This window comes from Streptosporangium nondiastaticum, from assembly GCF_003011965.1.
Classification (GTDB): Bacteria; Actinomycetota; Actinomycetes; order Streptomycetales; family Streptomycetaceae; genus Streptomyces; species Streptomyces nondiastaticus.
On the sequence record NZ_PXWG01000017.1, the window covers coordinates 72,021 to 85,881 of the forward strand.

14 protein-coding genes are annotated in these 13,861 nt (G+C 73.3%); 5 read left to right on the forward strand and 9 right to left on the reverse strand.

Annotation, left to right across the window (positions count from 1 at the left end; translation table 11 throughout):
* Nucleotides 1-17 precede the first annotated feature (17 nt).
* The gene (locus tag B7P34_RS10430; protein WP_106675556.1) at nt 18-692 is read left to right on the forward strand and encodes a dioxygenase; all 675 of its coding nucleotides are present in this window, start codon (nt 18-20) and stop codon (nt 690-692) included.
* A gap of 63 nt (nt 693-755) precedes the next feature.
* Here the strand turns inward: B7P34_RS10430 and B7P34_RS10435 are convergent, their stop codons facing one another.
* Together B7P34_RS10435 and B7P34_RS10440 are read right to left on the reverse strand one after the other, a co-directional pair.
* Nucleotides 756-2,477, reverse strand: a complete 1,722-nt coding sequence (locus B7P34_RS10435) for an acyl-CoA dehydrogenase family protein (protein WP_106675557.1) — start codon at nt 2,475-2,477, stop codon at nt 756-758.
* A gap of 76 nt (nt 2,478-2,553) precedes the next feature.
* Entirely contained in the window at nt 2,554-3,111 is a 558-nt protein-coding gene (locus B7P34_RS10440) for a PadR family transcriptional regulator (RefSeq protein WP_106675558.1), read from the reverse strand.
* 275 nt (nt 3,112-3,386) lie between these two features.
* On the opposite strand from B7P34_RS10440, the gene B7P34_RS10445 reads away from it, so the two are divergent.
* On the forward strand, nt 3,387-4,247 hold the full coding sequence (locus B7P34_RS10445; protein WP_106675559.1) for a hypothetical protein: 861 nt from the start codon (nt 3,387-3,389) through the stop codon (nt 4,245-4,247).
* Between the two features lie 35 nt (nt 4,248-4,282).
* Here the strand turns inward: B7P34_RS10445 and B7P34_RS10450 are convergent, their stop codons facing one another.
* From B7P34_RS10450 to B7P34_RS10470, 5 genes are read right to left on the reverse strand one after another with little or no spacing between them, the layout of a single operon-like run.
* Complete coding sequence (locus B7P34_RS10450) at nt 4,283-5,503, reverse strand: beta-ketoacyl-[acyl-carrier-protein] synthase family protein (RefSeq protein WP_106675560.1); 1,221 nt, start codon at nt 5,501-5,503, stop codon at nt 4,283-4,285.
* Nucleotides 5,500-5,739 carry an acyl carrier protein gene (locus B7P34_RS10455; protein WP_106675561.1) on the reverse strand — a complete coding sequence of 80 codons (240 nt, stop codon included), beginning with the start codon at nt 5,737-5,739 and terminating at the stop codon, nt 5,500-5,502. The genes B7P34_RS10450 and B7P34_RS10455 overlap by 4 nt, the downstream gene beginning before the upstream one ends.
* Nucleotides 5,660-6,679 (reverse strand): lysophospholipid acyltransferase family protein, encoded by a 1,020-nt coding sequence (locus B7P34_RS10460; protein WP_106675562.1) that lies wholly within the window; start codon nt 6,677-6,679, stop codon nt 5,660-5,662. The genes B7P34_RS10455 and B7P34_RS10460 overlap by 80 nt, the downstream gene beginning before the upstream one ends.
* On the reverse strand, nt 6,676-7,443 hold the full coding sequence (locus tag B7P34_RS10465; protein WP_106675563.1) for a GNAT family N-acetyltransferase: 768 nt from the start codon (nt 7,441-7,443) through the stop codon (nt 6,676-6,678). Before B7P34_RS10465 ends, B7P34_RS10460 begins: the two co-directional genes overlap by 4 nt.
* Nucleotides 7,444-7,465: 22 nt before the next feature.
* On the reverse strand, nt 7,466-8,206 hold the full coding sequence (locus B7P34_RS10470; RefSeq protein ID WP_223267710.1) for a fatty acid desaturase: 741 nt from the start codon (nt 8,204-8,206) through the stop codon (nt 7,466-7,468).
* Between the two features lie 192 nt (nt 8,207-8,398).
* Here B7P34_RS10470 and B7P34_RS10475 point away from each other — a divergent pair, with 192 nt between their 5' ends.
* Entirely contained in the window at nt 8,399-9,385 is a 987-nt protein-coding gene (locus B7P34_RS10475; protein ID WP_106675565.1) for an oxidoreductase, read from the forward strand.
* Nucleotides 9,386-9,480: 95 nt separating this feature from the next.
* On the opposite strand, the gene B7P34_RS39330 is transcribed toward B7P34_RS10475, so the two are convergent.
* Nucleotides 9,481-10,203, reverse strand: coding sequence for a transglycosylase SLT domain-containing protein (locus tag B7P34_RS39330; protein ID WP_106675566.1), 723 nt, complete (start codon nt 10,201-10,203; stop codon nt 9,481-9,483).
* A 505-nt stretch (nt 10,204-10,708) separates the two neighbouring features.
* On the opposite strand from B7P34_RS39330, the gene B7P34_RS10485 reads away from it, so the two are divergent.
* Both B7P34_RS10485 and B7P34_RS10490 read left to right on the forward strand, forming a co-directional pair.
* Nucleotides 10,709-11,335 (forward strand): hypothetical protein, encoded by a 627-nt coding sequence (locus B7P34_RS10485; protein WP_223267711.1) that lies wholly within the window; start codon nt 10,709-10,711, stop codon nt 11,333-11,335.
* Between the two features lie 86 nt (nt 11,336-11,421).
* Nucleotides 11,422-12,807, forward strand: a complete 1,386-nt coding sequence (locus B7P34_RS10490) for a sugar porter family MFS transporter (protein ID WP_106675567.1) — start codon at nt 11,422-11,424, stop codon at nt 12,805-12,807.
* Here the strand turns inward: B7P34_RS10490 and B7P34_RS10495 are convergent.
* The coding region (locus tag B7P34_RS10495; RefSeq protein WP_353620241.1) for a lytic polysaccharide monooxygenase auxiliary activity family 9 protein at nt 12,804-13,861 on the reverse strand (1,058 nt) is incomplete at its 5' end. The genes B7P34_RS10490 and B7P34_RS10495 overlap by 4 nt on opposite strands.

The following is a 13,861-nucleotide window of genomic DNA, read 5'->3' on the forward strand; positions in this document are numbered from 1 at the left end:
TGCCGAGGAGGCGGACCATGACGGACGACCACGCCCGCACGGGCGTTCCGGAAGCGGCGGGCCGGCGCCCGCTGAGCCGCAAGACCCTGCTCAAGGCGGCGCTCGTCGCCCTGCCGCTGCCCGCGCTGATCGGCGGCGGCGCGGCCCTCGCCCGGGACCACCGGCCCTCGGACGGCCCGCTGCCGCCGACCCCGTTCTGCGACGACGGGGACGACCCGACGCCCCCGCAGATAGAGGGCCCCTACTTCAAGCCGGCCTCCCCCGAGCGCGCCTCCCTGCTGGAGCCGGGGACGCGGGGCACCCGGCTCACGGTCGCCGGTTACGTCTTCGGGACCGGCTGCCGGCCCGTCGCGCACGCCCTGCTGGACTTCTGGCAGGCGGACGCCTCGGGCGCGTACGACAACACCGGCTTCCGGCTGAGGGGGCACCAGTACACGGACGGCCGGGGCGGGTTCACGCTGACGACGATCGTGCCGGGGCTCTACCCGGGCCGCACCCGCCACCTCCACGTCAAGGTGCAGGCTCCGGGCGGCCCGCTCCTGACGACGCAGCTGTACTTCCCCGGCGAGCCCCGCAACAACACCGACCCGATCTTCAACGCGGCCCTGCTCATGAACGTCCGCCAGGCGGGCCCCGCCAAGGAGGCGACGTTCGACTTCGTCGTCGACCCCGGGGGCGGACCGCGCGGGTAGCGGCCGCCCGCGGGACGGTGGGGCGCACATCGGCGCGCCCCACCGGCTGCGTCACCGGACGGGCTACGGCGCCATCTCGTACGCCCCGGACAGCGCCTCGACCCGCTCCCACACGCGCGCCGAGCGGGCGTCGTCGGCGACCGGGCGGCGGACCGCGCCCAGCGCCCAGGCCTGCTGCTCCTCGGTGGCGGAGTCCTTGCCGTGCAGCTCGACGGCGTGCGCGGAGAAGTCGCGGACGAGGACGGCGAACAGCTCGTCGAGCACGTCCTCGTCGAGGCCGGTCAGGCGCGCCTGCTCCAGGATCAGCTGGCCGTGGACGACGAGCGCGAAGAGCTGCCCGACGGCGAGGAGGAGGTCGAGGTCGCGGCTCTGCTCCTCGTCCGGGGCGGCCGTGGTGACGAACGCGCAGAGGGCGTCGGCCTGCTCGCGGAAGCGGCCGACGTTGGCCACGTGGGCGTAGGCGTCGTAGGCGGCGCGCCAGTCGTGGAAGCGTATGGAGCCCAGGCCGCGGGCGGGCCCCTGCCGGAAGAGGAACGCGTCGTCGGCCGCGTCGAGGCGGGTCGGCACGGGGGCGTACTCGGCCGGGTTCAGCAGGTGGTTGCCCATGAACTTGAGGATCAGGGCGAGGTTGACGTGGACCGTGCCCTCCAGCTTCGGCAGGCCCCGGATCTCGGTGGCGGCCTGGGCGAAGTACGTGTCCTTCTCGAAGCCCTTGGCGGCGATGACGTCCCACATGAGGTCGATGACCTTCTCGCCCTCCGTGGTCACCTTCATCTTCGTCATGGGGTTGAAGAGGAGGTAGCGGCGGTCGTCGGGCCCGGCGGAGCGGAAGTAGTCGACGGCGCGGTCGCTGAACAACTTCATCCCGACGAGGCGGACGTAAGCGTCGGTCAGCTCGCGGCGCACGTGCGGGAAGGCGGTGACGGGGCGGCCGTAGAGGATGCGGTTGTGCGCGTGGGTGACGGCCTCGTACATCGCGTGCTCGCAGATGCCGATCGCGCCGGTGCAGAGGTTGAACTTGCCGACGTTGACGGTGTTGAGGGCGGCGTCGAAGGCGGCGCGGCCGGTGTGCAGGATGTCGTCGGGGCCGACCGGGTAGTTCTCCAGGCGGAACTCGCTGACGTACTTCGACGAGTCGACGACGTTCTTCACCAGGTGGTAGGCGGTGTGACGGCTGTCGGCGGCGAAGAAGACGTAGCCGTCGGGGCCCTCGACGTCGGTGCGGCGGCCGAAGACGGAGACGAGGCCCGCGGCGTTGCCGTTGCCGATGTAGTACTTGGAGCCGGTGGCGCGGAAGCCGCCGTGGCCGTCGGGCTCCAGCAGCATGTCGGTGGAGTAGATGTCGGCGCCGTGGGCCTTCTCGGAGAGGCCGAAGGCGAACACCTCGCCCTCGGAGAGGAGTTCCGCGGCGCGGGCGCGGGCCGTGGCGTTGTCGCTCTGCCAGACGGGGCCGAGGCCGAGGATGGTGACCTGCCACGCGTACCAGTAGTCGAGCCCGTAGAAGCCGAAGATCTCGTTGAGGGCGGCGATGCGGGCGGTGTCCCAGCGCTTGTCCTTCGCTCCGCCGGCGGCGGAGGCGGGGGTCAGGAACGTCGCGAACAGGCCCTCCTTGGCGGAGAACGCGAGGAAGTCCGCCAGCCAGGCGCGGGAGCGGTAGTCCTCGATCAGCTTGCGCTTGCCGCGCTCCTCGAACCAGTCGACGGTGGCGCGCAGCAGCCTGCGGGTCTCGGGGTCGAAGTGCGCGGGGTCGTAGGTGCGCGGGTTGAAGAGGAGCGGGTCGGCCATGGGGATTCGCCTTTCCGGCTTGTCGGAGGGTTTCGGGGGCGGTGCTGTGGTGCGGGCGCCGCGGTCCGGCGCCGGTTCAGTGCCCGGCGTGGAGCCGGTGGAGCGTGGCGAGGACGTCGTCGAGCCAGGCGAGCGTCATCCGCTCGTACGCGATGCCGCCGCGCAGGACGACGTGCTGCAGTTCCTGCCCGGCGTCGGGCGGTGCGGGCGCCTCGGGCCCGGTGAAGTCGCGCTGCTCCCCCGCGAGGTAGTGCGCGAGCCGGCCGGAGTGCGCCCGGTGGTGCCGTTCGACCTCGCGGATCAGTGCGGCGGGGTCGTCGAAGGCCGCGCCGCGGATCTTCACGGCGAGGTCGTGCCGGACGCTCTCCGGTTCGATCGGCTCGTGGAGCCACTGCGAGAGGGCGGTCCGGCCGGGAGTGGCGACGGAGTACTCCTTCTTGTCCGGCCGGCCCTGCTGCGGCACCTCGCGGACGTCGAGGAGGCCGTCGGCCTCCATGCGCTTGAGGACGCGGTAGATCTGCTGGTGGGTGGCGGTCCAGAAGTACCCGATGGACCGCTCGAAGCGCCGGGCCAGCTCGTAGCCGGAGCCCGGCTTCTCCAGCAGGGAGACGAGGATCGCGTGCTCGAGCGCCATGGCACGGATCCTTCTATGCAACTCGTTTCATAGACAAGAGGCGCCGCGCGGGTGAGACGCGGCTCACGGCGGGACCGTCACGGGGCCGGCGAAGACCGGTGAGGAGTGAGGCGGGCGCGGCGGGGCCGGTCCTCGCGCGCCGCGCAACAAAGCCGATCCGGACGGCCATGAGGCGTGAACCGGCCACCCCGGACCGACCGCGCTCCCTGCCGGCGGAGGGCCGGGATCCTTGAAAGGTCCCGGTCACCGGGTCGGCCGAACGAACGGGGAACCGCATGGGCTGGTGGGGGAAATCGGCGGACGACGGATCGGCGGGGCGGATCCTGGAGGCCATAACCGGCCTGAAGGGCGAGCTCGGCAAGGCGCTCCGTGACGGGTTCCTCGAACTGCGCCGCCAGAACGGCGAGCTGCGGGAGGAGCTGCGCGAGCTGCGGCGCACCGTGCAGGACGTGCACAAGGACGCCGCCGAGCACCGCCGGGAGACGGAAGCGCTGCGGCAGGAGCTGCAGGCCGAGGCCGCCGCGCGCCGGGAAGACGCGGCCCGCCGGGAGGACGCCGTACGCAGGGAGGACACCGCACGCAGGGAAGCGGCCGGCACCCTCTCCAGGGCCGGTGCCGGGGCTGAGGCCCGGGCCGGGACCGGTGATGACCGCGCGGACCTCGGTGCGGTCCCGGACGCCGGAACGGACGGGGACCCGCATGGAAAGCGGCTGGAGAAGGCCGCGGGGATCAGCGCCGCGGAGCTGATCTGTCACCGCGACACGTGGGCGTTCATCGTGGAGCAGGCCGCCCGCAACGCCCACTTCAGGGTCCCGGGCGAGGTGACCGCCGGGAAGGACGGCGCGACGAGCGTCGTCGTGTCGGGCCGCAGCCTGATGGCGATCCTCACCGCCCTGAACGCCGTGCGGCAGCAGGGTCGGGCCGCCGACCCCGGCGACTGCGCCCTGGCCAGGAAGTTCTACGACCGCATCGCGGCCGTCGTGGACACGGTCGGCCCGGCCGGCCACCGCCCGCAGGCCGCCGGGCACTCCGGACATGCCGGGCACGCCGGTCACTCCGGCGCGGAGGCGCCCCAGCGGGCGGTGATCGTGATCGACGACCGCCCGGGGCGGCCGGCGGCCGCCTCCTCGCCCTGATATGAACGCGGCCCCACCCACGCGGACACGCGGAATCACGCCGTGCCGAAGACCAGGACCGCGTTCTGACCGCCGAAGCCGAAGGAATTGCTGACCACCGTGGTCAGCCTCGCCCGGCGCGGTGTCTTGCGGACGATGTCGAGGGGAAGGCCGGGGTCGGGGTTGTCGAGGTTCGCGGTGGGCGGGATCAGCTGGTGCTGGAGGGTGAGGACGGCGCACGCCGCCTCGATGCCGCCCGAGCCGCCCGCGGCGTGGCCGAGGACGCTCTTCGGGGCGGTGACGGGCGGCGGGGTGCGGAAGACGCGGGCGAGGGCCCGGTACTCGGCCAGGTCGTTGATCCTCGTGGCGGTGCCGTGGGCGTTGACGTGATCGACGTCGCCGGGCGCGAGGCCCGCGTCGGCGAGGGCCGTGCGGAGGGCGTCGGCCGCGCCGCGCCCGTCCGGGTGCGGGGCGACCGTGTGGTGGGCGTCGCAGGAGGCTCCGTAGCCGCGCAGCAGCGCCCTGGGGCGGGCGCCGCGGGCGCGGGCGTGGGCGGGGCGTTCGAGGACGAGGACGCCGGCTCCTTCGCCGAGGACGAAGCCGTCGCGGTCGGCGTCGAACGGCCGTGACGCGCCCTCGGGGTCGTGGCCGCGGGCCGACAGGGCGCGCATCTGGTGGAAGCCGACGGCGGTGCTGCGGGCCCGCAGGGATTCGCTGCCCCCGGCGAGGGCGATGTCGCAGCTGCCGGCCCGCACCAGGTCGCGGGCCACTCCGATGGCCGTGGCGCCGGAGGCGCAGGCGGTGGAGACGGCCAGGTTGGGGCCGCGGGTGCCGAGGTCGAGGCCGACCTCGCCCGCGGCCATGTTGGGGATGCTGCGCATGATCGCCATGGGTGAGACGCGGTCCGGGCGGCCGGCGGCCATCCACGCGAACTCCCGGTCGTAGTGCTCCATGCACGCGCTGCTCGCCCCGATCACCACGGCGACCCGCAGCGGGTCCCAGGCGGCGGTGTCGAGGCCGGCGTCGGCGACCGCCTCCCGGGCCGCGGCCAGGGCCATGGCGCTGAACCGGTCCAGCCGGGCGGCCAGCCGCCGCCCCAGCGCGCCGGCCGCGTCGAAGTCGCTCCCGCAGGAGAAGTCGACCGGCAGTCCGGCGAGCCGGGGGTCCGGTGCGGCGCGGCTCCGGCCGGCCAGCAGCCCCTCCCAGGTGGCGGTCACTCCGACGCCGGCCGCCGTGACGAGCCCCAGGCCGGTGACGGCGACGTCGCCCTCGCTCATCGTTCGGCCGTCGGCGCGGACAGCAGGTCCGCCGCCTCGGCGAGGGTCAGACCGCTCAGGCCCTCCAGCGGGAGCACGGCTTCGGCGTGTTCATCGAGGGCCACGGCCAGTTCGACCAGGGCCATGGAGTCCAGGGCCAGCTCCGCGAACGTGCGCTCAGGGGCCAGCTGTCCGGGATCGACGCCGATCCGGGTGACGAGGGCTTCGGTCAGGGTTTCGTACGTGCTGCTGCTCATCGTCGTCCTTCGCCATCGGTTCGTTCGCGACGGGTTCGTTCTCACGGGGAGTGCGTGCGCAGCGGGTGCACACGGCGTGCGGCACGGGGCAGTGCCGCATGGAGCAGCGGAGGGCCACGGGGTGGTGGGCGTCGACCGCGCGCTGGGCGAGCGCGGCGAGGCTCCGCCGGTCGGGCGTCGCGCCGGGGGGAATGAGGGGCAGGACGGTGACGTCGACGGTCAGCCCGCGGATCGCGACGGTGCGGCGCAGGGACTCCGCGGCGGACATGGAGCCCACGTAGGAGGCGGTGGTGGTGAGCGTGCCGGCGACGTGGTAGCGGAGGGCGACGGGGCGGACGGCCGCTCCGGCGTCGAGGGCGGCCTGGAACGCGGCCGGGCGGTAGCGGCCTCCGGCGGCACCGCACCAGGTGGTGCCCTCGGCGAACACGGCGACGGCGTCGCCGCGGCGCAGGGCCGTGGCGACGCGCGCGACGCTGTCCGGCAGCGTGGAGAGCCGGTCCCGGTCGACGTAGAGGCTGCGGCCGACGGCCGCGATCCAGCCGATGACGGGCCAGCGGCGAAGGTCGGCCCTGCTCACCAGGCGTACGGGCAGCGCGGCGGGGAGCACGGAGACGTCGAGCCACGACGTGTGATTGCTGACGACCAGGGGGGCCACGGGGCCCGCGGGGGTGTGTGCTTCCTGGAACGTCACGGTCCGGCGGACGCCCACTGACCGCAGGATGCCGCGCATGTACCAGCGGTACGCGGCGTCCGAGACCCGGTGTCCGGCGAGCCGTGTCAGGGCCACCAGGGGCACGTGGGCGAGCAGCAGCAGGAACGCGGCGATCCGCGCCGTGCGGCGGAGGCGGCCGACGGTCGGCGGTCCGGGGCGCAGGCAGCCGCGCCCGCAGGAGGAGAGCGGCCGCCAGGGCGCGATGGCCGCGGGGTGCGATGCCGTCATCCGCTCATCCTTCGCAGCAGGCGGAGGTAACCGGGGGGCACGCGGTCCAGGGACAGCAGGACGAACAGGTCGGCGGCGTCGAAGGCCGCGTCGAAGGCCGGTGGTCCGCACACCCAGGCGCCCAGCCGCAGATAGCCCTGGAGCAGCGGGGACAGGGCGCCGCCGGGCTCCTCCGGCACGGCGTCGGCCCGCCACGGGACGAGGGGGCTCACCCGGTGCGGTAGGGGTGCGTAGTGCCGTTCGCGGGTGGTCCGCCACGCGCGGGCCGCGCGGCGGCCGCCGTCGTCGAGGGGGACGGAGGCGCAGCCGCACAGCCAGCGCAGTTGATGATGCGTCAGGTAGGTGAGGATCCCGGACCACAGGGCGAGCATCACGGTGCCGTTGCGGTGGCGGGGGTGGACGCAGGCGCGCCCGGCCTCCACGAGGTCGTCGCGCAGGGGCGCGAGGGCACTGAGGTCGAACTCCCCGTCGGCGTAGAGCTTCCGGGCGGCGCGTGCCGCTCGCGGGGGCAGCAGGCGGTAAGTGCCGACGAGTTCGCCGGTGGCGGTCGCGTGGACGACGAGGTGGTCGCAGAGCGCGTCGAAGGCGTCCACGTCGCGGCCGTCGACGGCGTGGACGGCGCCGTCGCCGAACTCCTCGGTGAAGACGGCGTGCCGGAGCCGCTGGGCGGCGTGCACGCCCGTGCCCTCCGCGGCGAGGGTGACCTCGTAGCCGCCCGGTGACGCGGGGTCTCCCGTACGGGCCAGGACTCGTGTGCCGCTCATCGGGGGCCGTCCGTCCTCCGGTTCATCGGCCCGCCCCGACCGGGCCGCGCAGCTGACGCGCCACGGCCGGCGTCCAGCCGAGGTCGTAGCGGCCGCCTTCCCGGGCGAAGCGGGCGCGCAGCGCGGACCACGGCAGCCCGGGGTGGCGGTGGTGCACGCCGTGCAGGTTGAAGCCGAGGGCGAAGGCTTCCAGCGGGCGCGGCAGCCGCAGGTTCATCGCCTGGAGCGGGGCGTCCAGCGGTGTGGCGTAGTGGTAGGCGTTGTCCTGCAGCGACACCACGAGCGCCCGTCCGGCGAGGGCGGCGACCGGCATCCAGGCGTGCTCGCCGTAGGCGGCGAAGGCCACCGCGTGGACGGCGACGATCGCCGCCGCGTCGGTGCGGAGCTGCCGCAGGGCCCGCCGGCGGGCGAGGCGGCCGAGCAGCAGACCGGCCACGGTGTCCGGCGCTTCGGCCGAACGGGCGAGGCGCCGGAGCACTGCAGCGGGCAGTGGGGCGAGGAGTACCGAGGCGGACTCCATGAGATAGAGGCCGCCCAGCAGCCGTGCGTAGTAGCCCGGTGCGGCCTTGGCCCAGGTGGTCGTCCGGGCGTCGTAGACCTCGGCGCGCTCGCGGAGCGTGCGGCTGTAGCGGTGGTGGAGCAGGTTGGCCGTACGGGGCAGGCCGGCCCCGGCCGCGCGGGGGCCCGGCTTGCCGTGGCCGAGCCTGCCGTGGCCGGGGTCGCCGTGATCAGGAGCGTTGCGGTCGGTGGCGGAGACGGTCACAACGGCTCCTTCCGTCGGAGACAAGGTGCAAGATGCCCAGGGCTCGCGGCGGGATACGCCTCATCAGGGCAGAGTTCATCTGAAGATGTGCAGTCCGCCCACTGGCCACCCCGCTTTGGTCATCCCGGAGAGTGGCTCTGCCCTCAGCAGACCCGCATTCGCAGATGACGTGTTCGATGCTTGGCTGTCGGGATGGAGATCCTGATTCTGGGCGGAACGGCGTGGCTGGGCCGCGAGGTGTCGCGGCAGGCCGTCGGGCGCGGCCACCGGGTGACGTGCCTCGCCCGCGGCGAGAGCGGCGAGGTGGCGGAAGGAGCGGTCCTGGTGGCCGCCGACCGGCGCGACGCAACGGCCTACGGGCCGCTGCTCGACCGGGAGTGGGACGCCGTCGTCGAGGTGTCGTGGCAGCCCGGCTTCGTCCGCGGGGCGCTCGGCGCCCTGGGCGGCAGGGCCCGGCACTGGACGTACGTCTCGTCCGTCAGCGCCTACGCCTCCCACGCCGCGCCGGGCGCGGACGAGTCCGCGGCCCTCCTGTCCCCCACCGTCCGGAGCGACGCCGGCCGCGAGCTGTACGGGGAGGCGAAGGTCGCCTGCGAGCAGGCGTCGGCGGCCGCGGTCGGCGACCGCCTCCTCATCGCGCGGGCCGGCCTGATCGGCGGCCCCGGCGACCACAGCGGCCGCTCCGGCTACTGGGTCGCCCGCGCGGCACGGGATCCGCACGGGCTCATGCTGGTCCCGGCGACGCCGGACCTGCCGACCCAGGTGGTCGACGTGAGGGACCTCGCCGCCTGGCTGCTCGACTCCGCGGAGGCCGGGACCACCGGCACCTACGACGCCGTCGGCCCCGTCGTGCCCTTCGGGGACTGGGTCGGGCTGGCCCGCACCGCCGGCGGGCACACGGGCCCGGTGACCGGCGCCGACCCCGCGTGGCTGATCGCGCAGGGCGTGGCCCAGTACATGGGCCCGGAGTCACTGCCGATGTGGGTGGCCGAACCCGGCTGGGAGGGCTGGTCGGCCCGGAGCGGCGCCGCGGCCCGCGCGGCCGGGCTGCGCCACCGCCCCCGGGCGGCCCTGATCGCCGACACCCTGCGGTGGGAGCGCGAGCAGGGCCTGGACCGGGAGCGGCGCGCGGGGCTGAGCGCCCGGCGGGAGAAGGATCTGCTCAGCGCCCTCGGCTGAGGCCCGGGAGAACGGAGTGAGGGCGGTGGCACCCCGGGTTCCGGGGTGCCACCGCCCTCACGGTGGTTCTGGTCGCCTGCCGCGGGTGCTGCGGATCAGTACGCGGAGTTCACGTTGTCCATCGAGCCGTACTTGTCGGCGGCGTAGTTGCAGGACGCGGTGATGTTGGCGACCGGGTCGTAGATGTCCCAGGACGTGCCCTCGACGTGATACGCCTTGAACGTCGGGTCGATGATCTGCAGCAGACCCTTCGACGGCACACCATTGACGGCGTTGACGTCCCAGTCGTTGATCGCACGCGGGTTGCCCGTCGACTCACGCATGATGTTGCGCTTGATGCCGTCGTAGGAGGCCGGGATGCCCTTGGCACGCAGGATGTCCAGGGACTCCTGGATCCAGCCGTCCAGATTGTCCGCGTAGGCCTTCTTCGCCGGGGCAGCCGGCTTGGCCGGGGCGGCGGGCTTGGCGGGGGCAGCAGGCTTGGCCTCCAGAGCCTTGCGCTCGGTGGAACGGTTGGCGGCCTGCTTCTCCGCACGCTCCTGCTCAGCCTTCGCCTTCACCACGACGGCACCGGCATCGGCCTTGGCGGCCGTGACAGCGGCGGCACTCTGCTGCTCCAGCGCGTCCTGCTGCGTCTCACCGAAAGCCTCAGCGCTCCACGCCACCGGCTTCACGGCGGAAGCCGAAGCGGTGTCGGCGGCAAAAGCGTGCGGAGCGACAGCCACCGCAACCACAGCGGCACCGGTCGCGGCAATGCCGGCAACGGAGAACTTGTGAATCTTCGGAAGACGGGTATAGCCGGAGATGGTGGAGCGCATAACTGAGCTGAACCTTCCCAATCGCGGATGTCGCCCGGCCCTGAATCGGCGCAATAACGAAGCGCCGTTCCTCGGTCGACGGCGCCCAGCGACCCCGTAATTGTTAGCGGCGGCGAAAACCCCTGACAAGGCCTGTGACCTACTACCCGCATTCATGGAAAAGGCCGGTCGCGGCCGCTCAGCCCCCTGATTTCAGCTATCCGTCCACTAAGTTCCTTAGTAAGTGATCCAGGCCTCATGGGCGGCCTCACACCGCCGGGCCGCAAGGGTGACAGGGAGCGAGCGCACCCGCGCGCAGCGTCAGCCGGCCCGCCGATACTGATCAATTACCGGCCGCCCGCAGCGAAAAGGAGCGCGAATACCCCCGTGACCTGCAGAGCTTGCCATTTCCCCGTGGGAGTGTTCAGGCTTATCCCGCACTTAAGCCGGTTTCCCCGAGAAAAATTTGCCATGCCGAGTAATGAGTCAGCCTTACCTCCGTAAGGGTCTGCGTCTGGAGAATCGCGTGTCCGCTCTGCCCTCCGAACCGCCCCTGTCCGTCATCCGTCCACGCGGCCCCGTCCGCGTCGCCGCCCCCTCCCCGGGCGCCCGGCACGCAAAGCCGCTGGCCCTGTACGACTCGTGGTGGACGGTCGCCGGTGCCGGCGTCGCGATCTGCGCGGCCTGGGCCGTCTCCGTGTGGATCTCCGTGCACCTGCAGGCCGACGCGACGCTCCACACCGCCGCGCTCTTCGTCCACCTCGCCAGCCTTGTGCTCGGCTTCGGTGCCGTGCTGGTCGCCGACTACTACGGGCTCCTGTGGATGACCGGCCGCTGCACTCTCCGTGAGGCCCTCGGCAGCGCAGGCCGCCTGCACACGCCCATCTGGGCCGGTCTCGTGGGCCTCGTCGCCAGCGGCATACTGCTCCACCCCAACCCCTCGGCCACCCTGACCGCCACCAAGCTGGTGATGGTCCTCGTCCTCAGCCTCAACGGCCTGCAGGCGGGCCTCCTCAACCGGCGCATGGCCGAGCAGGCCTCCGCCTCGCCCTCCACGGGCATCCTGGCCTGGGGCGGAGCCACCGCCCTCGTCTCCCAGATCTGCTGGTGGGGCGCCGTCATCGTCGGCTTTCTGAACACCCGGAGCCACTAGGCCCGCACAGGCCCGTTTGCGGCCTGCCGCGGCAGGCCGCACGGGTGGCAGACTGCCCCGGCATCCTCACCGATGCTGGAGGGGCGATGACCGACGCACAGCTCGGATCCCGTGCCGCCACTGTCCGGCCGCGGGAGAAAGTGCCGCGCCTGGTGCACTTCGTGGCCGCGCTCGGCGGCCTGTCGGGCATCCTGTACGGCTACGACGCCGGGGCGATCTCGGGGGCGCTCGGGCCCCTCACCGACAGGTTCGGGCTGGACTCCACCGGGCAAGGCCTGGTCACCAGCCTGATGCTGCTCGGGGCGCTGCCCGCTATCGTGGGCGGTTCGCCGGCCGCGCGGCGCTGGGACCGGCGGCACCTGCTGATCCTGGCCGGTGCGATCTTCGTGGCCGGCTCGGTCGGCTGCGGCACCGCCCCGAATGTGGCCGTCCTGATGGTTTCCCGGTTCGTCCTGGGCTTCGCGGTCGGCCTGGCGAACATGTTCGGGCTGATCTACCTGAGCGAGCTCGCGCCGAGGCAGCTGAGGGGCCGGATCACCGCCCTGTACCAGCTCTCCGTCAACATCGGCATCCTGCTCGCCTACGCGACGGATCACGCGTTGTCGGCGGCCTCCGCGTGGGAGTGGATGCTGGGGCTGGGAGCCCTCCCGGCGGTGGTCTTCCTCGCCGGGATGGCCGCCGCCCCGCCCGGTCCGCGCTGGCTGATGCTGCGCGGCCGGGAGGACGAGGCCCGCCGGGTGCTGCGCAGGCTGCGTGCCGGCCCGCGAATCGCGGACGAGGAGGTCGCCGGGATCCGGGCGGGCCTGGCGGGGCAGCATGCGGGCCTGCGCGATCTGCTGGGCGAGTACCGTCCGGCGCTGCGCATCACCCTGGTGCTGACCTTCTTCCAGGTCTTCACGGGGATCAACGCGGTGGTGTACTACGCGCCGGTCATCTTCTCCCACGTGGCCGGCGGCGGCAGCGACGGCGCCGGCACGGTGGCCAACTACTGTGTCGGCACGGCGCTCGTGCTCTCCACTACCCTCTCCCTGCCGTTCATCGAACGCCTCGGCAGGGTACGGCTGCTGACCGCCTCCCTGGCCGCGCAGGCGCCCCCGATGGTGCTGCTGGCCCTCTTCCCGGACACGGGCCCGCTCGCCGTTGCGTGCGTGTTCGCGTACACCCTGGCCTTCGGGTTCGGCCTCGGGCCCGTGTTCTGGCTGTACTGTCCCGAGGTGCTGCCGCTGCGGGCGCGGGCGGCCGGCATGGGGGTGGTGACGTTCGCCCAGTACCTGCTCAACTTCGTCTTCTCCCTGGCCTTCCCCGACGTGCTCGGGGCGATCGGCAGCTCCGTGTTCGCGGTCTTCGCGGTGCTGTCCGCAGCGGCCGCGTGGTACGTGGCCCGGAGCGTCCCGGAGACGGCGGGACGCTCCCTGGAGGAGATCGAGCACTACTGGCAGGAGCGGGCCCGGGGGAAGGCGGCGGCCGGCTAGGCCCGGTTCCGGGCGGCGCGCCGGCGTGCGGCCAGGAAGAGGGCCGCGGAACCGGCGGCCAGGGTCCCGGCGCCCGCGACGGCCAGCATCGCCGTGCGGCTGTCGCCGCCCGTCTCGGCCAGGCGGCCGCCCTGGGCGGAGGGGCCGGAGGGCGCGTCGGCGCCCTTCGCCGCAGCCGTCTGCGGCTCGTGCCCGCCCATGGCGTGCGCGTTCTCGGCGTGCCCGCTCCCGCCGTGGCCCGCCTCGCCCGGGCCGTCACCGCCGTGACCGCCGTGGTCGACGGTCGACTTGGCGGCGTCCTCGGTGATCTGCGCGTCGCTCGGGGCGGACGCCTCCGGTGCCGCGGCGGCGGCAGCGGCCTTCGCAGCCGGCGCCTTCCCGCCGAAGTCCACGTCGGAGCAGGTGTAGAACGCCTCGGGGCTGTCCGAGCGCTGCCAGATGCTGTAGATCAGGTGGCGGCCGGACTTCTTCGGGATTGTTCCTTCGAAGAAGTAGGTCCCGTCCTTCAGCGTCGGGTTCGTGACCTTGGCGAACGGCTTCGCCTCCAGGTCCGACCACTTCAGGGGCTTCCGCGGGTCGTATCCGTCCTTGGTGACGTACAGCTCGAACGTGCCGCGGTGCGCGGCGGTCGCCCGGTACTTGAAGGTGTGTTTGCCCGGGACGAGCTTCGTCCCCGGCCAGTCGGCGCGGGCCGCGTCCAGCCCCTTGTACTTGTCGCGTCCGGCGCTGCACAGCTTGCCGTCCGGGATGATCTGGCGGTGGCGGCCGGCGGCGGTGCCGATGTTGACCTCGTTCCAGTCGTAGAGCGGCTGGGTGCCGCCGGCCGCGACCATCGCCTTGCAGGCCGCCGAGCGCGGATGCTCCGGGCCCTCGGCGAAACAGGCGGAGACGCGGCTGACCGGATCCGTCATGGAGCCGTGCGCGGCGGCCGGGCCCGCGGCCAGCGCGGTGAGGGCGAAGCCGAGCGTGACGGGTGCGATGCCGAGTGCGGAGATGCGGACGGCCTTGCCGGGCGTGGGCATGGGGGGTGTCTCCTTCATCATCGGGGAAGGGT

Coding starts and splice junctions, on each gene's coding strand:
- B7P34_RS10430 (WP_106675556.1), top strand. CDS start 18: ATGACGGACGACCACGCCCGCACGGGCGTTCCGGAAGCGGCGGGCCGG.
- B7P34_RS10435 (WP_106675557.1), bottom strand. CDS start 2,477: ATGGCCGACCCGCTCCTCTTCAACCCGCGCACCTACGACCCCGCGCAC.
- B7P34_RS10440 (WP_106675558.1), bottom strand. CDS start 3,111: ATGGCGCTCGAGCACGCGATCCTCGTCTCCCTGCTGGAGAAGCCGGGC.
- B7P34_RS10445 (WP_106675559.1), top strand. CDS start 3,387: ATGGGCTGGTGGGGGAAATCGGCGGACGACGGATCGGCGGGGCGGATC.
- B7P34_RS10450 (WP_106675560.1), bottom strand. CDS start 5,503: ATGAGCGAGGGCGACGTCGCCGTCACCGGCCTGGGGCTCGTCACGGCG.
- B7P34_RS10455 (WP_106675561.1), bottom strand. CDS start 5,739: ATGAGCAGCAGCACGTACGAAACCCTGACCGAAGCCCTCGTCACCCGG.
- B7P34_RS10460 (WP_106675562.1), bottom strand. CDS start 6,679: ATGACGGCATCGCACCCCGCGGCCATCGCGCCCTGGCGGCCGCTCTCC.
- B7P34_RS10465 (WP_106675563.1), bottom strand. CDS start 7,443: ATGAGCGGCACACGAGTCCTGGCCCGTACGGGAGACCCCGCGTCACCG.
- B7P34_RS10475 (WP_106675565.1), top strand. CDS start 8,399: ATGGAGATCCTGATTCTGGGCGGAACGGCGTGGCTGGGCCGCGAGGTG.
- B7P34_RS39330 (WP_106675566.1), bottom strand. CDS start 10,203: ATGCGCTCCACCATCTCCGGCTATACCCGTCTTCCGAAGATTCACAAG.
- B7P34_RS10490 (WP_106675567.1), top strand. CDS start 11,422: ATGACCGACGCACAGCTCGGATCCCGTGCCGCCACTGTCCGGCCGCGG.